Source organism: uncultured Algimonas sp. (assembly GCF_947498175.1).
In the GTDB taxonomy this organism is placed as follows: Bacteria; Pseudomonadota; Alphaproteobacteria; order Caulobacterales; family Maricaulaceae; genus Litorimonas.
On sequence record NZ_CANMJB010000004.1, the window covers coordinates 190,858 to 208,806 of the forward strand.

The window sequence follows — 17,949 nt, forward strand, 5'->3', positions numbered from 1 at the left end:
CTCGCTTGAAATGCGACCGCCGGGCCTTAGCGAAGCCCGACTGGGATGGCGAGGGGATAAGCCTAATCGAAACGGTAGGCGACACGCACCCCGTAGGCGTCCAGCCCTTCGTTCGGACCGCTGGACAGGATTTTGCCGTGCGACAAATGTTCGTAGAACAGTTCGCCCGCCCATGCGTCGCTGACGCGGTATCCGAGTGTAAAGGCGTTGCGGAACAGGACGCGGCTGCCGAATTCGATTTCGGTGTTCAGACGTCGCTCGAATTCCGAGTTCTCGATCTGTGCGCGTCGGACCTGTTCAAGCGTCAAGCCGTCCGGATCGTCTATCAGCACATCGAGCGGGAAGGACGGATCCGTCAGGAAGGACGGCAGATCGATTTCCAGCGTTCCGTCATGCACGACCAGTCCCGTGGACCAATCACCGTAGAAACGTTCCCCCAAGGTTTGGCGGAACAGGAGTCCAGCGCCGCCATAGCTCGTGCGTCCGCCTAGATTCAGCGTGCCGCCGATCCAGGGCTGCGGGGACAGGAAGGGTTTGAGGAAGTCAGGTTCGTCGAAGAGGATCTCGGCATTGATAGCGCCGCTGTTCTCCTTGCCCTTGTCCGAACCAAGGCCGAAGATCTCGACATCGTGCTCGGTCACGCCGACGCGAAGCTCCGACAGCTGCGCATGAGCCGTGGAAGACAAGCCGAGCAAGAATGCGACCGTTAGGATGAATGGCTTCACGGGATGATCCTCATTGGTAATCGGTTACGGACTAGTCATATTCGGACGTGCGGGTCAATCATCCGGTCAAATCTGTGACGCTCAGACGGCGCGAGACTTGCGCCGTCGCGACGACCGGCGGCGACTGCCGTGTTTTTCGTAGATGGCTTCGGTCCGTTCGGCAAAGCCCGGCCTGCGTTTTAGTAGCCGGATCCGGTCTCGGGCGTGCCGGGCCGCCTCCATATGGTCGACGATGCGTTCGGGATAGAGACGCGGTATGACCGTGTCCGCCTCGTCCCATTTCCAGGGTTCCTGGATGTATTCGTCCGGCACGGATTCCAGCTCCGGCACCCAGTGCCGGACGAAGCGCCCGTCCGGGTCGTGATCATAGCCTTGTTTAACCGGGTTATAGATCCGGATCGCATTCATGCCGGTCGTGCCGGACTGCATCTGTACCTGCGGCCAGTGGATGCCGGGCTCGTAGTCGGTGAACTTGCGCGCATAGGCCAGTCCGGGTTCGCGCCAGTGCAGCCAGAGGTGATAGCTCGACAGGCACATCAGCATGGCCCGCATCCGGAAGTTCAGATAGCCGGTCGCGTTGAGCGCGCGCATGCAGGCATCGGCGAAGGGCAGGCCCATCCGGCCCTCGCTCCACGCCCAGAGGCGGTCGTTGGCCAGATTGTTCTGTCCGGGATCGGGGCGCAGACCGTCATAGCCTGAATGCAGATTGCGGAACTCCATGCCCGGCTCGCTCTCCAGCTTCTGCGTGAAATGACAATGCCAGTGAAGGCGGCCCGAAAAGCTCTGCATCGATCCGCGCCATTGCTTGATACGGGCAAGGGCGTCATCGTCGGCACCGGCTTTGGCGGCGGCCTTCAGATCCCGCTGACGCTTCCACAAGGCTTGCGCCGCCTCGCGCATGGAAAGGCAACCGTAAGCCAGATAGGGCGATAGGCGGGAGCATTCGTCGAAAGCCGTGACAGGACTGCTCATGGCGGTGCGGTAGCGGCGGCCGCGCGCATTCAGGAACCCGTCCAACAGGTCCAGGGCGGGTTTGCGCCCACCGGGCTGGCGGCCGGGGCAGGGATCGGCCCGCATCTTCATATCCCGCCAAGTCGGCAGGTCTTTGGATGCGAGACCCGACACAGGCGTCAACCTTTCCGGTTCCGGATATTGCGGGACGCGCATCAAGGCGTCCCAGCGCTTCGACCAGCCGTCGCGGTCTTTCAAGGGGCGGAACACGCCGAACTGCTTCTGTTCCTGCCACGGAACGGAGTGATCGGCACACCACTCCTTGACTGCCAGATCGCGACTGTAGGTCCAGTCGTTACCCGTTTCTTCGTGGCTGTGCAGCGACTGGATCTCGTAGCGCGAGGCCAGATCGGACAATATGTCGGTCACCGACCCGGTCCTGACGATCAGCGGTACGCCGAGCGCCGTTAGGCGCGCGTCGAGTTCGTGCAGGCTTTCGCGGATGAAATCCCACTGCCGGGCCGACGTGTCAGGCAGCTGCCAATAGTCCGGTTCGGCCACGTAGAGCGGGATGACGGCTCCACCTTCGCTGCCGGCCAGCAAGGGGGCATGATCATGCGTGCGCAGGTCACGCTTGAACCAAACGATATGGATTGCGGGTTTGGCCACGGTTCACTTACGCGCGAGCGCGCTTGATTGTGCCGAAGCCCACCACTAGGTCGCGCCCCATGCGCGATTACACCGATGTCGAAATGCAGATCTGCGGCGTGCTGGAGGGCGAGCCGAACCGGACCGCCCGGCTGGCGACCGTGGCGTGCCTGCTGTCGCAGGCGTTCGAGGATTTCTACTGGACGGGCTTCTATCTGGTCGATCCGGAGAAACCGGACGAACTCGTCGTCGGACCCTATCAGGGCACGCTGGGTTGTCTGCGCATTCCGTTCGGGGAGGGCGTCTGCGGCGCGGCGGCCGCCCAACGCAGGACGGTGGTTGTGGCGGACGTCCATGCCTTCGCGGGCCACATCGCCTGTGACGCAGCCAGCGAAAGCGAAATCGTCGTGCCGGTCTTCGACGGTGAGACCTTGATCGGCGTTCTGGATGTGGACAGCACGCGCAAGGATACGTTCGGGAAAGCCGACCAAGTCGCGCTGGAGCGGATCACCGGATTGATCGCCGCGTAGCGGCTTTCGAAGTCAGCTTTTCCGGCAGAAGTCACTTTTCTCCGGAATCGGTGCCGAAGACGATCAGGCATGGCTGCAAGCCGGACATTCCGGATCGCGCGTCAGTCGCACCGTTCGGCTCTCGGCTCTCAACCCGTCATATATCCACAGGCGCCGAGCCAGCGTATCGCCGGCACCCGTGATGCATTTGATCGCTTCCAGCGCCATGACGGATCCGGCAATGCCCGTCAGCGCTCCGACCACGCCGACTTCGGCGCAGTTTTGCTCTTGCGGCGGCAATGCAGGCACGAGGCAGCGATAACATGGGCCGGTCGGTCCGAAGAGACCGATCTGGGCATCGAAACGTCCGACCGCGCCGGAGAGCAACGGAATGCCGAGCGCCAGCGTTGCATCGTTGACGGCGAAACGCGTGGCGAAATTGTCCGTGCCGTCCAGAACGAGGCCGTGGTCGGCGAGCAAGGACTGCGCGTTGCCGGGTTTCAGACGCCGATCCTGCACTGTGACTTCGACATCCGGATTGATCGCGCCCAGGCGCGCTGCGAGGCTGCGGCCCTTCGATTGGCCGATAGACGCCGTGTCGAACTGCACTTGCCTCTGAAGATTGGACAGGCTCACCGCGTCGTCGTCGATCAGGGTGATGCGTCCGACGCCGGCCGCCGCGAGATAGAGCGCGGCCGGTCCGCCCAGACCTCCGGCGCCGACGATGGCGACTTTCGCGTCCAGCAACGCATTCTGTCCCGACCCGCCGATTTCCTTCAGGACGAGATGGCGGGCATAGCGTTCGATCTGGTCGGGGTTCACCCGCTCACGGGGCCGTGGATTTTTTCGCAGGTCCGTCGCCCGCACCCGGCCCATCGTCGAACAACGGCGTGGACAGATAGCGTTCCGCGAAGCTGGGGATGATGGTGACGATGCGTTTGCCACGCATCTCCGGGCGGGCGCCGACCAGCAGGCTCGCCGCAATGGCGGCGCCGGAACTGATGCCGACCGGCACGCCGTCTTCGGCCGCGACATGCTTGGCCGTGCCGAAGGCCGCGTCCGAATTGATGGTCACGACTTCGTCCACCAGATCCATATCCAGATTGTCCGGGATGAAGCCCGCACCAATCCCCTGGATCTTGTGCGGGCCTTTTTCGCCTTTGGAGATCATCGGGCTTTCGGTCGGCTCGACGGCGATGATCCGGCAATCGGGGTTCTTCTCCTTCAGGAACCGGCCCGCCCCTGTCAGGGACCCGCCTGTGCCGACGCCCGCGATCATCGCATCGACCTCGCCGGCGCAATCCTCCCAGATTTCCGGACCCGTCGTGGCGTAGTGGATCGCTGGATTGGCGGGATTGTCGAACTGGCCCGCGCGCACCGCACCGGGCGTGTCGGCGATGATCTTCTCCGCTTCCTCGATCGCGCCGGGAATGCCGTCCGAAGCCGGCGTCAGGACGAGCTCGGCGCCCAGCAGCTTCATCATCTTGCGCCGTTCGATGCTCATGCTTTCGGGCATGACGAGGATGGCCTTGTAGCCCATGGCGGCGGCCGCGAAGGCCACTCCAATGCCGGTGTTGCCGGAGGTCGGCTCCACGATCACGCCGCCTTCGCCCAGCGTGCCGCTCCTTTCCAGTTCGCGCAGCATGTTGATGCCGATCCGGTCCTTGACCGACGCGCAAGGGTTGAAGAACTCCATCTTGTAGCAGAGATCGGCCGGGACGCCTTTGGCGATGCGCGGCAGCCGCACCAGCGGCGTTCCGCCCACCGTGTCCAGAATGCTGTCATAGATCTTGCCGTGGGCGCGCATGGTCTCTTCTCCGTCGTCGTTCGGAAGGGATGACTAGGCAAACACCTTTTCGCCGTCCATCCTTATCGTGAGATGGAGTCCGGCCGGGGTGTAGTTTCTTTCCACCGTCGCGTAAGGCAGCATGTCGAACAGACGCGTGCCGAAGCCGACCTTCCCGGCCGGCTTGATTTCGTGGGAACAGGTTTCCCGCCAGTCGATCGAAAGGCTGTCACCGGTCCGCCGCCATTCGACGTGCAGGTGTCCGCCCGGTTTTTTCAGGCAGCCATACTTTGTCGCGTTGGTCGCCAGTTCGTGGCAGACCATGGACAGATCCTTGGTCGCGTCGATGGCGAGCCTGACCACCGGGCCGGACAGGGTGTAGGCGTCGTCCTGCGTTTCGTCGAAGGGGCTGAGTTCGTCTTCGAACACGGTTCGCACATCCAGTCCGCGCCAATCCCCGAGCGCCAGAAGATCGTTGGTCCGGCTCATGGCGTTGAGACGGGCCGTGAAACTCTGGACGAAATCCTCGACATTGGTGGCGTTGCGCCCCGTGATGCGCGCGACCGAACTGACGACCGCCATGATGTTCTTGACACGGTGCGACAGTTCGTAGCCGATGGCTTTGTTGCGCTGTTCGAGATCGTGCTGCCGGGTGATGTCCTGGGCGCGCTGGATCAGTCCGACAACCTGACCGTCCTTGTCGCGGACCGGGTCCTGCGTGGCGCGCCAGACCGTTTCCTGGATCGTGCCGTCTTCCAGTTCCAGCCGAAAGGGCTGCGCGTCCAGCCGCGTGACGGCCCCGGACAGGGTCTTGCGGAAACAGCTCAGGATCGGTCCGATCCGTTCTTCGCTGTCGGGGAAAGCCTCGAAGACATAGACGCCGTCCAATTCGGCGTAATGGCGATGAACCGATTTCAGATAGGCCTTGTTGGCATAGACGAACCGCAACTCGGCATCGAGCATCATGACCGGCAAGGACCAGTCATCGAACAGGCGTGTTTCGTCCAGCGCGGCGTTCATCCGGTTCCGGTCGATCCGTAACCGCCCGAGCCGCGGTCCGTTTCGCCCAGTTCCGTGACGACGGAGAAATCAGCCTGGGTCACCGGAGCGATGACCATCTGGGCGAAACGATCGCCGCGCGCGATGGTGAACTCCGCTTGGCCGTGATTGACAAGCAGCACGCCGACTTCGCCGCGATAATCGGCATCGATCGTTCCTGGAGAGTTCAGCACCGTCACGCCGTGCTTGAGCGCCAGTCCGGACCGCGGTCGCACTTGCGCTTCATAGCCGGGCGGGAGCGCCATGCGAAACCCGGTCGGGACGAGTTCGCGCTCGCCCGGCGCTAGCGTCACGGGCGCGTCGATGGCGGCGCGCAGGTCCGCGCCCGCGGCCTGCGCCGTTTCGAAACGGGGCAGCGCGATACCGTCCATGTGCGCCAGTCGCACGAGCTCGATGGAAATCGTATTCATGCCGCGTCCGCTAGGCGTTTTCAGCGATGACTTCCACCGGGAATCGAAAGGATCGGATCAATTCGACGCAGAGTCGTCCTCTTTGACGAGACCGTGATCGCGCGCGGAAAAGTCAGACAGGGTTTCTTCCAGCGCGGTGGAGAATTCGTCGCTCATCGGGTAGTCGGATTTGTACCGGTGCTCGAACCGTTCACCGCCGAAATAGAGCGTCAGTATGTCGGAATCGGCACTGTCCAGATCCTGCGACAGGGTCAGCGGAACGCCGGTCGCCAAGATCGCATAATCGTCGGCCTGCGGGACAAGATCGTTGCGCGTGCAGATGACGCCGCGGATCGGTGCGCCGTTATGGTCGAGCGACACATCCGACGGGTTCTGCTTGGCAATAGCGACGAAATCGTCGGCAGGACGGTAGGATGCCACGGTCATGCGTCCGCCGTCCGCATCCACCACTTCTTCCAGCACGACGATCTCGCACTGGTCGAATGCACCCGCCATCGCGGATGCAGGCAGAAACAGCGCGGCCGCCAACAGGCCGGTCATGCAAGCTTTGATTGTCATCTATCGTCTCCGAAATATGCGGCGATGCGCCGGGCCAAGGCCCTGGCGGCCGCTTGTTTGCTCTGGCGCGGCAGTCGGACTTCGTCGTCATCGGTCACGATGATCATCTCGTTCTCCTGTCCGCCCATCACGTCGCCGGATACATCGTTGGCGACGATCCAGTCGCATCCCTTGCGAATGCGCTTGGCGCGCGCCAGTTCCACCACGTCGTGCGTTTCGGCCGCGAATCCCACGACCAACCCGGGTCGCTTATCGGACAGACAAACTGAACGCAGTATGTCCGGATTCTCGACAAGCTGTAAGGGTTCGGGGCCATCGACAGGCTTCTTGGTCTTGGTTTCGGTCCGGTTTGCCGGGCGCCAGTCCGCCACGGCGGCGACGGACACGAATATGTCGGCGGGCAGGGCGGCATGGACGGCGTCGTACATGTCCCGGGCCGTCTCGACGGCGGTATTGGTCGTGCCGCAGGGTTTGGCCAGCGATGTCGGTCCCGTCACCAATTCCACCTCGGCGCCAAGATCGGCCAGCGCCTGCGCGATAGCGTAGCCCTGCCGGCCCGACGAATGGTTGGACAGGTAGCGCACCGGATCGATCGGCTCGCGCGTCGGCCCAGCCGTCACGACGGCACGGCGCCCAGCCAGCGGCTTCGGCGCGTGCCATCCGTCGAGCGTCATGTCGCCCTGCAAGGCGGCCATGACGGCGTCGGTGATGGCGTCCGGTTCGCTCATGCGTCCGTCGCCGAATTCGCCGCACGCCATCTCGCCCGTGTCCGGTCCGACGAACAGAGCGCCGCGCTCGCGCAGGGTCGCGATATTGGCTTGCGTCGCTTCGGATTGATACATGCGCACATTCATGGCCGGGGCGAACAGGACACGCTTATCTGTCGCGAGCAGGGTCGTCGTCGCCAGATCACCGGCGACACCGTGTGCGGCCTGCGCCATCAGATTGGCCGTCGCGGGCGCCACGACGATCAGGTCCGCGCTGCGCGACAATTCGATGTGGCCCATTTCGGACTCGGCGGTCAGGTCCCACAGATCGGTCAGCACCGTCTCTCCGGACAGGGCCTGCGCCGACAAGGGCGTGACGAATTGCGATCCGCCCTTCGTCAGGATGACGCGCGTCGCCACGCCCCGGCGGGCCAGCTCGCGGATCAACAAGAGCGACTTGTAGGCCGCGATGCCGCCGCCGATGATGAGGAGAACGCGTCTATCCATGGACGCGGCTTAGACGCTTGCGTGCAACGAGGCAAAGGAGGAGCGCGTATCGCTTGTTTCGCAGCCATGCAGGAGACACGCTTTGGACACGGTCATTTTCGATATGGACGGCACGCTCGCCGATATTGCGCACCGGGTCCATCACGTGCGGCGAAAGGGCCGCAAGGACTGGACGCGCTTTCACGAAGGCATTTCCGAAGACCGGCCCAACAAGGCGGTCGTGTCGCTCTACATGACGCTCTGGCACAGCGGTGACTACGACCTGCAGATCGTCACGGGCCGCAACGAAGCCCATCGCGGCGCGACGGAAGACTGGCTCGACAGGCACGGCATCCCCTTCAACCGCGTCACCATGCGCGCGGACCGGGACTTCCGCTCCGACATCGTCGTGAAGCAGGAGATCCTGGAGCGTTTCATCGAGGAGGGGCGGACCGTCCTGTTCGCCGTCGACGACCGGGACGGCGTGGTCGGGATGTGGCGGCAGAACGGCGTGACCTGTCTGCAATGCGCGGATGGGAATTTTTAGAATTGTCCCTTCTAGAGTTGTCCCAAGGTCCAAGCCCCGCCGAGCGCGATCGCCGCGCCGATCGCGGCATATCCGGCCGGGCGCAGCCATCCGGGCTTCCGGACTTCGACCGTCTTGACGATGGGCGCGCGGGACAGGTCGATCTCGCCATTGGCCCAGGCTTCGGCCAGCCTGGCGATGTTCTCCGTCGCGTCGGGCAGCTTGACGAGGGTGCGGCGCGTCCGGTCCAGCCCGTCGAGCAAATCGTTCAGATAGCGCTCCGGGCCGAGTTCGGCCCTCACGGCGTCTTCCACGATCGGGCGGCTGGCTTCCCACATGTCGAAATGCGGATCGAGCCGCCGCGCCACGCCTTCGGCCTGCATCATGGTCTTCTGCAAAAGGATGAGCTGCGGCTGCAGCGGCATGTCGAACATCTCGGTGATTTCGAGCAGCTGCAAGAGAACCTTGGACATGGACACATCTTCAGCGGCTTTTCCGAAGATCGGTTCGCCGACGGCGCGCAAGGCGGTGGCGAATTCGTCCACGCTGTGATGGGGCGGCACGTAGCCGATGTCGAAATGGACTTGCGCGATCTTGTAATAGTCGCGCTGCAGGAAACCGTAGAGCGTGTCGATCTCGAAACGGATCTCCTCGTCGCCGAGCCGTCCCAAGATGCCGAAGTCCAGCAGGACGAGATTGCCGTCCGGATCGCGGAACAGGTTCCCCTCATGCATGTCGGCGTGGAAAATGCCGTAGGTGAAGGTCGAGGCGAGGAAGCTCTGGATCACGGCGGTCGCCAGTTCCCGCCGCTCCTCGATCGGCAAGGCGAGGATGTCGGGCGACGAAAAGGCGGTGCCGTTGACCCAGTCGGTCGCCATGACGTTCTTGTCCACCATCTCCCAATGGATGGCCGGTACCCGGAACAGGCCGGTGGCCGTGGCGATGTCGGCCATTTCCGATGCGGCCGCCGCTTCCAGCCGCAGGTCGAGTTCCAGCATCACGGCGCGCCGGGCTTCGGCGACGAAGGCCCGGGGCTGCAGGCGGCGGACGGCCGGAACGGCGGCATGAGCGAGGTTCGCGACCTGCCTGATGACGTCCATGTCGCGGGTCATGCGCGCGACGATGTTCGGGCGCAGGATCTTGATGGCGACGGTCTCGCCGCTCTCTCGCAGCACGCCTTTGTGAACCTGGGCGACGGACGCCGCGGCGACCGGTTCGGACAGGGAGGACAGACGGCCGCGCCACGGTTCGCCCCAGTCGGCTTCCAGCATCGCCTCGGCTTTCTCCATGGGGAAAGGCGGCACCTTGTCCTTCAGGCGCGACAGCCCTTCGGCGAAGACCGGGTCGAACATGTCGCCGCGCGTGGACAGGATCTGCCCGAACTTGATGTAGGCGGGCCCGAGCTTTTCCAGCGCATTGGCGAAACGCGCGCCGGGATTGTCGTCCCGGTCGCGTATGGAAAAGAAGCGCGAGACGCCTGCAACGAACCGCACGGGGCCGGGGACGAAAGGCTCGTATTCCTTCGGCACGAGCGCATCGTGGCGCACGAGAACCCATCCGGTGCGAAGAAGGCGGAAGAATGTGGCGGTGCGGCGCAGCATCGAGGGCGGCTATAGGGAGCGTTGGTCGCTCTGTGTAGGGGCGTTTTCGCACGGGCCGGACAAAAGAACAGCGATGGTGCAGGCGCTTGGCGGTTTGTCCCTAGCCAACTTGTCGCAGGCCCTTTTGAATCGGAACCGGGATGTTAAGGTGGCGTTAAAGCGACCACAACATATGGGTGGTCGAACGACAGCCAAGCCCCATATCTTGGTGTGTGGAATCGATATCAAGGGTGACGACCCTTTACGAATGGAGCGCAACATGGGCGTACAGGACCAGATCAGCACCGGAACGTCCGGCCTTCTCAAGCCGAGCCTGACCTACAAGCCGTTCCGCTACCCTTGGGCGTACGAGTTCTGGCGTCGCCAGCAGCAGATCCACTGGATGCCCGAAGAAGTGCCCTTGGGCGAGGACCTGAAGGACTGGTCCACCAATCTGACCGATGATGAGAAGAATCTGCTGACGCAGATCTTCCGTTTCTTCACGCAGAGCGACGTGGAAGTCGGCGGCAACTACATGGAAAACTATATGCCGCTGTTCAAGCCGGTGGAAGTCCGGATGATGCTGGCGAGCTTCTCCAACATGGAGACGATCCACATCGCCGCCTACGCATTGCTGCTGGAGACGATCGGCATGCCGGACAGCGAGTTCTCCATGTTCATGGAATATGAGGAGATGGCGGCCAAGCACGACTATCTCGGCCAGTTCGGCGTCGAAACCGACAAGGACATCCTGACCTCCATGGCCGTGTTCGGCGGCTTCACCGAAGGGCTGCAACTGTTCGCGTCGTTCGCCATGCTGATGAACTTCCCGCGCCTGAACAAGATGAAGGGCATGGGCCAGATCGTGTCCTGGTCGATCCGCGACGAAAGCCTGCATTGCGAAGGCATGATCAAGCTGTTCCACCAATTTGCCAAGGAAACCGGTGCGCTGACGCCATCCGTGAAGGACGACATCGCTGATTGCTGCCAGACGGTGGTGAAGCTGGAAGACAAGTTCATTGATCTGGCGTTCGAGAAAGGCCCCGTCGAGGGCATGACCGCCGAGGACATCAAGCGCTACATCCGCTACATCGCCAACTGGCGCATGAACCAGCTCGGCCTGTCCAAGATCTATGCCGGCGTCGAGGAGCATCCGCTGCCCTGGCTGACGGAAATCACGAACGGCGTGGAACATGCCAATTTCTTCGAGGCGCGCGCGACGGAATATTCCAAGGGCGCGACCGAAGGCGACTGGCATGGCGATAGCGGCGTCTGGAACCGGTTCGCCGCCTACGAGGCCACACGGTCGTCCGAAGCGGTCGACTAGGCCCGCACTCCGCCGCTTCCATCTCTGACAAACGAAGGGATGTGCGTCCACGTCGCGCTTCCCATTGCCGCTGGAGCCTGATAGCGGCCCGGCCATGTCCCTGATCGCGCCATCAGACCGGCTGAAGCCCTTCGAGTCGATCTACAATTTCCGCGATTTCGGCGGCTATCGCGGCGTTGGCGGGCGTCCCGTCCGCACGGGCCTGCTGTTCCGGTCCGCCCATCTGAACAATCTGACCGGTCCCGACCTGAACGCCATCGACGCCTTGCCGGTCGGCACCATCGTGGATCTGCGCCATGCGCCGGAACGCGAACGCCAACCCTCCCGCTGGCCGCAGCGACAGGACCCTGCGACCGTTGTCCTGACACAGCCGGTCAAGGGCATGGCGGAACGGGCCAGAGTCGCCCCGCACGAAGCCTTCGCCGAAGCCGAACTCCATACCGCCGACGATGCCCGCCGTTACATGCTGCGATCCTACGGCGCGCGGCCGCACGACCCCGGTTTCAAGGCCTTGTTCGCGCAGACCCTGCACCGGATGACGGAGGAAGAGGAGCCCGCCGCACCGGGCGTTCTGGTGCACTGCGCGGCGGGAAAGGACAGGACGGGAACGCTCGTCGCCCTGATCCAGGGACTCCTGGGCGTCTCGGACGCCGACATCATGGACGACTACATGCTGACCGAAACGGCCGTCGATATCGAGGCCTTGTTGGAGCCTGCGGCGACGTCCTTCTCCAAACGGTACGGCCGTCCGATCGGTGCCGATGCGCTGCGGCCCATGTTCGGCGTCGAGGCCGGCTATCTGCAGGCGAGCCTCGACGCGATGGGAGACATGGAGCGTTATGCCGCCGACACGCTGGGGCTGGACGAAATGCGTCTCAGCCGGTTGCGCGCGCGCTATACGGGCTGACGCGACCGGTCAGGTGCAGGACACCTTGCCGGCTTCGCCCCGGCAGGAATAGGTCACGTCTGTTCCGGCCTTGCCGAAAGCGACGACGTCCGAGCGTCGCGGTTTGAACAGGAAGGCGTCTTCCAAGGTGAGATAGTCGGGCAGGAACCCTTTTCTGGCCCCGTCGCGGCCGACCGAGCCGAAGCCGAACGGCTTGTACTGGTACCGCACCTGCGCCACCACGATGCCGCCGCCGCGCGGCACCATGTCTTCGCCGATGCCGGACGTGTCGAAGGCCGACACGTCCTTTGCGTCCGTGTCCAGCCCGCGGCCATAGGCATCGGTCTTGTACTCGATGACGCCCTCGCTTTTCATGGTCCCGCCGGAGTCGCGTTCGAAACTCTGCAGCCGCATGGCGAAACCGGCATTGTCGTCCAGATCCATGACATGCGCGACGGCGGAGACGAGGTCGGCGGCCTCGCTCTTGCCCAATGCTTCGACCTGCGTGGCCAGATCGCCGGCCACGCTGGCGGTGTGCGACAGCTTCCGGTCGGCGCTTAGCACGCTGCCCATCTCGGCCAGCCCCAGATAGAGCCCGATGATGATGGGGGCGATGATGGCGAATTCCATCGCCGCCACGCCGTCCTCGGAGGCGAGGAAGCCGGGCGATGCCTGACGCGCAGGGGGCGCCTTCGAAGGCGGTGCGGACAACCGGGTCACGACTGATCCCCCGGGCGTCCACCGCTGAGTTCGGCGATCCGGGTGTTCATGTCGTCGCTGCATTGGGCGTCCGCGGGAAATGGCTCCGTGCGGAAGGCGGTGCTGACGGTGATGATATGGCGGCGGCTGTCCGGAATGCTTTCCAGCCGCGTCATCACGTTGGGCAGCACCAGCGGATAGTAGAAGGTTCCGCGCATCACGACGGGTTCGGACGGGCCGGTCTTTTCATAGACGCCGGTCTCTATCTTCTTGCCGGGGTCGTCCGGGTCGAGCTCGCTCATGCCGACGACGGGGAGCGTCACGGATTGGAAATCGGAGCCCGACACCAGGTCGATGCGCAGATTGTCCTCGCATTTCATCAGATTGTTCATTCCGTCGCAGACCAGGGCCTTGAATTCCTTCGCGCTGCCGCATTCCTGGAACGCGCCGACGCGCACGAGACGCCCCGTGTCGCTCATCGCCTGGGTCATGACCGAGCTCGTGAAGAAGATGAGCGCGAGTTCCAGGATGCCGAATATCAGGCCGAGGAAAGGGACGGAAATGATCGCGAACTCGATCGCCGTGGCACCCTGTGCGTCCCGGCGGTAGCGATGCGGCAGGCGGCGCAGGGCCAAGGCGATGCGCCGGGATCTGGCAAGCCTCGACATGGATCGGCTCCTTTGAGGGCACCTTGGGCGGCGCCTGTGCGAACGGATCGCCGATCATCGGCGGGATGCGTTAAAACCCGGCTGAGAAACGCCGTTAATCCTTCGTGAAACGACTCAGCCGCAACCCGGGCGCGATGACTTAGAAGGCATCGCGCGTCGCCGCATCGGTGGAGCCGAACGTGTCTTCCCCATCGCTTTGGTCGAAGATCGCGGACGGACCGGACGTGGACGACTGGCCCGGCGTGTTGGCCGATATGTGCCCTGCGGCGTCGCCCAGGACCGGGGAGGGTTGGCAGAAGGGCGCGCAATTATAGGTCTCGCGCGCCTTGGCGTTGAACAGCCGCACGCCGTTGCTGGGCGTAATGGCCGTGACCTGGATGTCGGCATCGACCATGATCCGGTCGTTGCGGTCGAGCACGATGAGGTTGGTCTCGCCGAAGCCTCGCCCGACCACCATGAGCGCGGTCGGCGAATGCACGGTGACGTCCGCGATCTCCGGATTGCCGATCACGACCGACCCGGCGGCCGCCGGAAGCCGCAGCATCTGGGTCTTGTTCAGATCGACGCGGTAGATCGGTTCGTTGGCCGCAGCGGGGACGGCGGCGAGGCCGCAGGTCAGGGCGGCGACTGCAAAGGCTGCGGTTGCGCCGGTAAATCTGGTCGTCCGGCGCATGGCCTGTCTCCATTGGAACGTTCGGCGCCGATCCTAGAGGCTCAGAGTTGAGGAAGTCTTTAGAACGGGGCCGTCTCGCGGACAGATCACCCCCGCCGGCAGTATGACTTCATCAGTATGACTCTATAGAGCCCCCATTTTTGACAGAGCGATTTAAGGAGCTGTTCACCCTGTCTCCGAACCCTGCGTTAAACCGAAGCCCTTACAACCGGGTTCGTCAGGGATGACCCTGCACGGGGCAATCCCGAAAAGAACCAGCATACGTGGGAGATAGTTATGCAAAAGCTCATCAAGAATTTCCTCGCCGACGAATCCGGCGCGACCGCCATCGAATACGGCCTCATCGCCGCCCTCATCGCGGTCGCGATGATCGCCGGCGCCACAGCGGTCGGTGACCAGATCAGTGCGAAGTTCGACGTTGTCGCCGGTGAACTGGAAACCGACACGAAGAATACAGTTGAAAACGGAGTCTAAGAACATAACGTAAGTTTGTTCTCGTACCAATAAACACAAACAGGGCCAGGTTACTGGCCCTGTTTTTCGTCGTAAGAGCAATCACGTTCAAGCGCTTCCGTGATTTCGTTATGATGACGATGGTGGAATGACCATTGACTACGCCCTCACTCTCGCCTTGCTTAGCGTTGGGATCGTGGCGGGCGTGAATGCCTCGTCCGGCGGCATACCGACACGTTCCAGTCGGCAATCGATGCCATGAGCCGTGACGCAAAAAGCGGTCAGTCGTGATTCTGACACTATAACGCTCTCTTAAGAGACATGTGGGATGAAGGTCGGGTTCAACCGGAAAGTCCCGATGTCTGTCTTTATCGTCACCCTGATCTTCGCCGTCCCGCTTCTCGTTGCGGCTTATACCGACTTCGATGCGATGACGATCCCGAACAAGGTCTCGCTCGCCATGTTCGCGGGATTCTTCCTCACCTTGCCGCTGCACTGGCAGGGGCTGCCCCAGTTGGGCGAGCATCTGGCCGTGTTCGGACTCTTCTTCCTGGCGGGCTTCGCCCTGTTCGCTTTCGGCTGGATCGGGGGCGGCGATGCGAAGCTCATGGCGGCGATCTCCGTCTGGTTCGGCTGGGGGGATGCGCCCTCTTTCATCATCTACACGACCCTGTTCGGCGCCGCTCTCGGCCTGTTCCTGCTGCTCAGCCGGAACGTCACCCCCGTCCGGTTGCGCACCAGTGCCATCGGCATGAAACTGTTCCAGGGCGACGGCGACATGCCTTACGGACTGGCGCTGGCCGCGGGCGCGCTTTGCGTCTGGCCGGGAAGCCGGCTTTTCACCGTTCTGCTAGCCTGACGGAAAGCCGCGGCCCCGATCCCGCCATGGTTTTCCGGCCTTAACGTTAACCATGCCTTAGCGGGTGCCTGTCTATCCTTCCGGTGGGGACTTTCCTTTCGGAGCGGGCGTGGTGGACAGAAAACGGCTCATACTCATTGTCGCGCTGGTCGGGTTGATGGCGGTCGTCTTCATGATCCTGCGCGGCATGAGCCCGACCGGTGCCGAAACGACCGGCATGCGCGTGGTCGAAAAGGAAATCGACTATACGAAAGTGCTGGCCGTGGCCGAGCCGATGAACCGCGGAGACCGCGTCGAGGAGGGCGATCTGACCTGGATCGACTGGCCGACTGATGCGCTGACACCCGCCCTGATCGTAGAGACTTCAGAAGACGGTGCACCCGTCATGGCCGGACTGATCGGCGCCGTCGTGCGCGAACCGCTCGTGCCGGGCGACCCGCTCGTCATGTCGCGCTTCGTCCGGGCGGGCGATGCCGGCATCATGGCGGCTTTGCTGGAACCCGGCATGCGGGCCGTGACCGTGCGCATCAGCGTCGATACGGCGTCCGGCGGCTTCATCCAGCCCGGCGACCGGGTCGACATCATCCTGCAGGAAACGGTCCAGCCGAATCTGGCCGGCGCGGGAAGCCAGCCGCAACCCGTCGCCTCGACCATCTTCGAAAACGTGAAGGTCCTGGCCATCGACCAGGCCTATGCCGCGACCGACGAAACGGGAGCCGCCATTCCGGGGTCCACCGCGACGCTGGAACTCTCGCCGCGCGACGCCGAACGGATCACGGTCGCGCAGGTCCGCGGCGACCTGTCGCTCGTCCTGCGCGGCTTCGCGGGCGCCACGGCCCCGGCCGCCAGCCGCGCCAACCAGACCCTGGATGGCGGCACGGCCGCGCCCGCCCTGACGGTCTACCGGTCCGGCAACACGCAGACGGTTGCGGTGCGGGAGAACTGAGACGATGCCGACGCCCGAAATACGACGCCGTGCCGCCGCCGCGATCCGCAAACAGGCCGGTCAGTGGGCGGCCTTTGTCCTGACCGCCTTGCTCATGGGGTTGCCCGCCCAAGCGGGCGAACGCAGCTATAGCGCGCTGGCGGCGATCCAGACGGCATCGACCGACGGCGTGCTGATCCAGTCGCCGGGCGAAGGGCTGAACCGGTCCATCGTCCTGCCCTATTCGAAATCCACGGTGGTGGAGCTTCCGGCCAACGTCATGGATGTGATCGTGTCGAACCCGGCCATCGTCGAAGCGGTCGTGCACACGTCGCGCCGCACCGTGCTGATCGGCAAGGCCGCCGGACAGACCAACGTCTATTTCTACGGCCATGACGGGCAGGAACTGCTCAATATCGACATCCGGGTCGAACGCGACATCAATGGCCTGACCGAACTTGTGCGTCGCCATGCGCCGCTGGCCGAGATCGAGGTCCAGTCGATCAACAACAATCTGATGCTCACGGGCCGCGTGCCCAATGCCGAAACCGCGCTGAAGGTCGAACGCATCGCCAAGATGTGGCAGGGCACGGATGCGGGCGAAGGCGAAATCGTCAACCTGCTTTCGGTCGAGGGCAAGGACCAGGTCATGCTGAAGGTGCGCATCGTCGAGATGCAGCGCTCGGTCGTCAAGCAGATGGGCTTCAACCTGTCCGCGATCGGCCAGCTCGGCGAGTCGACCGTGTCCCTGATCAACAATCTGGGCGTCAATAGCGGCGCGGGCCTGACGGCCAGCGGCGCCTTCACCAATACGGGCGGCGGCGATCTGCGCTCCCTCTCCGGGGCGTTGACCGCGCTGGAGCGTGTCGGCCTGATCCGCACGCTGGCGGAACCGACCCTGGTCGCCATATCGGGCGAGACCGCGACCTTCCTGGCGGGCGGTGAATTCCCGGTGCTGGGCGGGGTGTTCACGGACCAGAACGGACAGCTGCAGCGGTCCTTCGAATTCAAATCCTTCGGCGTGTCGCTGGGCTTCACCCCGGTCGTGCTGTCCGAAGGGCTGATCTCGCTGAACATCTCCACGGAAGTGTCCGAACCGACGACCGAGAACTCGTTCGAAACCGGCGGCGAAGGCGGCGACATTCTCGGCCTGCGCGTGCGCCGCGCCGATACGGTGGTCGAACTGCCCGCCGGCGGTAGCCTGGTCATCGCCGGCATGATCCGCGAAGAGGCGCGCAACGCCTATGACGGCACGCCCGGCCTGAAGGACGTGCCGGGTTTGGGGGCGCTGTTCCGCAACCGCGACAGCCAGACCGTGCAGACCGAACTGGTCGTCATCGTCACGCCCTATCTCGTCGATCCGACCCATCCCGACAAGCTGCAGACACCATTGGAGGGCTTCGTGCCCGCCAATGATCGCGACCAGCTGCTGCTGGGGCGGCTGAACACGGTTTACGGCGACAGGGCCACGCCGGACACGTTGTCGGGGCCGTTCGGCCATGTGGTGGATTAGG

General features: G+C 63.6%; 20 protein-coding genes. 8 read left to right on the forward strand and 12 right to left on the reverse strand.

Features of this window, described 5'->3' with window-relative positions; translation table 11 throughout:
- Positions 1-62 precede the first annotated feature (62 nt).
- Both Q0718_RS07970 and Q0718_RS07975 read right to left on the reverse strand, forming a co-directional pair.
- Complete coding sequence (locus tag Q0718_RS07970; RefSeq protein ID WP_298916048.1) at positions 63-725, reverse strand: acyloxyacyl hydrolase; 663 nt, start codon at positions 723-725, stop codon at positions 63-65.
- 81 nt (positions 726-806) lie between these two features.
- Positions 807-2,345, reverse strand: coding sequence for an FAD-binding domain-containing protein (locus Q0718_RS07975; RefSeq protein ID WP_298916051.1), 1,539 nt, complete (start codon positions 2,343-2,345; stop codon positions 807-809).
- 59 nt (positions 2,346-2,404) lie between these two features.
- Between Q0718_RS07975 and Q0718_RS07980 the strand changes: the two genes are divergently transcribed.
- The gene (locus tag Q0718_RS07980; RefSeq protein ID WP_298916054.1) at positions 2,405-2,854 is read left to right on the forward strand and encodes a GAF domain-containing protein; all 450 of its coding nucleotides are present in this window, start codon (positions 2,405-2,407) and stop codon (positions 2,852-2,854) included.
- Between the two features lie 63 nt (positions 2,855-2,917).
- Here Q0718_RS07980 and moeB read toward each other — a convergent pair whose 3' ends face one another.
- Genes moeB through coaBC form a run of 6 tightly spaced genes read right to left on the reverse strand, consistent with a single transcriptional unit; the run spans position 2,918 to position 7,860 of the window.
- Positions 2,918-3,655, reverse strand: coding sequence for a molybdopterin-synthase adenylyltransferase MoeB (moeB, locus tag Q0718_RS07985; protein WP_298916057.1), 738 nt, complete (start codon positions 3,653-3,655; stop codon positions 2,918-2,920).
- 4 nt (positions 3,656-3,659) lie between these two features.
- Positions 3,660-4,640 carry a cysteine synthase A gene (gene cysK / locus Q0718_RS07990; RefSeq protein WP_298916060.1) on the reverse strand — a complete coding sequence of 327 codons (981 nt, stop codon included), beginning with the start codon at positions 4,638-4,640 and terminating at the stop codon, positions 3,660-3,662.
- A 33-nt stretch (positions 4,641-4,673) separates the two neighbouring features.
- The gene (locus Q0718_RS07995) at positions 4,674-5,639 is read right to left on the reverse strand and encodes an HWE histidine kinase domain-containing protein (RefSeq protein WP_298916063.1); all 966 of its coding nucleotides are present in this window, start codon (positions 5,637-5,639) and stop codon (positions 4,674-4,676) included.
- On the reverse strand, positions 5,636-6,088 hold the full coding sequence (dut, locus tag Q0718_RS08000; RefSeq protein WP_298916066.1) for a dUTP diphosphatase: 453 nt from the start codon (positions 6,086-6,088) through the stop codon (positions 5,636-5,638). Before dut ends, Q0718_RS07995 begins: the two co-directional genes overlap by 4 nt.
- A 57-nt stretch (positions 6,089-6,145) precedes the next feature.
- Complete coding sequence (locus Q0718_RS08005) at positions 6,146-6,646, reverse strand: hypothetical protein (RefSeq protein ID WP_298916068.1); 501 nt, start codon at positions 6,644-6,646, stop codon at positions 6,146-6,148.
- Positions 6,643-7,860: a bifunctional phosphopantothenoylcysteine decarboxylase/phosphopantothenate--cysteine ligase CoaBC gene (gene coaBC / locus Q0718_RS08010; RefSeq protein WP_298916070.1), complete on the reverse strand. Its 1,218-nt coding sequence runs from the start codon at positions 7,858-7,860 to the stop codon at positions 6,643-6,645. The genes Q0718_RS08005 and coaBC overlap by 4 nt, the downstream gene beginning before the upstream one ends.
- An 82-nt stretch (positions 7,861-7,942) precedes the next feature.
- Between coaBC and Q0718_RS08015 the strand changes: the two genes are divergently transcribed.
- Positions 7,943-8,386, forward strand: coding sequence for an HAD family acid phosphatase (locus tag Q0718_RS08015; protein WP_298916072.1), 444 nt, complete (start codon positions 7,943-7,945; stop codon positions 8,384-8,386).
- Positions 8,387-8,397: 11 nt separating this feature from the next.
- On the opposite strand, the gene Q0718_RS08020 is transcribed toward Q0718_RS08015, so the two are convergent.
- Positions 8,398-9,966, reverse strand: coding sequence for an AarF/UbiB family protein (locus Q0718_RS08020; RefSeq protein WP_298916075.1), 1,569 nt, complete (start codon positions 9,964-9,966; stop codon positions 8,398-8,400).
- A 259-nt stretch (positions 9,967-10,225) separates the two neighbouring features.
- On the opposite strand from Q0718_RS08020, the gene Q0718_RS08025 reads away from it, so the two are divergent.
- Positions 10,226-11,272, forward strand: a complete 1,047-nt coding sequence (locus Q0718_RS08025) for a ribonucleotide-diphosphate reductase subunit beta (RefSeq protein WP_298916077.1) — start codon at positions 10,226-10,228, stop codon at positions 11,270-11,272.
- Between the two features lie 94 nt (positions 11,273-11,366).
- Positions 11,367-12,179, forward strand: a complete 813-nt coding sequence (locus Q0718_RS08030) for a tyrosine-protein phosphatase (protein ID WP_298916080.1) — start codon at positions 11,367-11,369, stop codon at positions 12,177-12,179.
- Positions 12,180-12,188: 9 nt separating this feature from the next.
- Here Q0718_RS08030 and Q0718_RS08035 read toward each other — a convergent pair whose 3' ends face one another.
- The 3 genes from Q0718_RS08035 to Q0718_RS08045 form a co-directional block, all read right to left on the reverse strand.
- Positions 12,189-12,878, reverse strand: coding sequence for a TadE/TadG family type IV pilus assembly protein (locus Q0718_RS08035; RefSeq protein ID WP_298916082.1), 690 nt, complete (start codon positions 12,876-12,878; stop codon positions 12,189-12,191).
- Entirely contained in the window at positions 12,875-13,525 is a 651-nt protein-coding gene (locus Q0718_RS08040) for a TadE/TadG family type IV pilus assembly protein (protein ID WP_298916084.1), read from the reverse strand. The genes Q0718_RS08035 and Q0718_RS08040 overlap by 4 nt, the downstream gene beginning before the upstream one ends.
- A 139-nt stretch (positions 13,526-13,664) precedes the next feature.
- A complete protein-coding gene (locus Q0718_RS08045; RefSeq protein ID WP_298916087.1) occupies positions 13,665-14,198 on the reverse strand; it encodes a pilus assembly protein N-terminal domain-containing protein in 534 nt (177 codons plus the stop codon).
- A 276-nt stretch (positions 14,199-14,474) separates the two neighbouring features.
- Between Q0718_RS08045 and Q0718_RS08050 the strand changes: the two genes are divergently transcribed.
- The 4 genes from Q0718_RS08050 to Q0718_RS08065 all read left to right on the forward strand — a co-directional run bounded on the left by Q0718_RS08050 (position 14,475) and on the right by Q0718_RS08065 (position 17,948).
- On the forward strand, positions 14,475-14,672 hold the full coding sequence (locus tag Q0718_RS08050) for a Flp family type IVb pilin (RefSeq protein ID WP_298916092.1): 198 nt from the start codon (positions 14,475-14,477) through the stop codon (positions 14,670-14,672).
- A 337-nt stretch (positions 14,673-15,009) separates the two neighbouring features.
- A complete protein-coding gene (locus Q0718_RS08055) occupies positions 15,010-15,510 on the forward strand; it encodes a prepilin peptidase (RefSeq protein WP_298916095.1) in 501 nt (166 codons plus the stop codon).
- A gap of 109 nt (positions 15,511-15,619) precedes the next feature.
- Positions 15,620-16,456 (forward strand): Flp pilus assembly protein CpaB, encoded by an 837-nt coding sequence (cpaB, locus tag Q0718_RS08060; protein ID WP_298916098.1) that lies wholly within the window; start codon positions 15,620-15,622, stop codon positions 16,454-16,456.
- Between the two features lie 4 nt (positions 16,457-16,460).
- The gene (locus tag Q0718_RS08065; protein WP_298916101.1) at positions 16,461-17,948 is read left to right on the forward strand and encodes a type II and III secretion system protein family protein; all 1,488 of its coding nucleotides are present in this window, start codon (positions 16,461-16,463) and stop codon (positions 17,946-17,948) included.
- Position 17,949: the final 1 nt, after the last annotated feature.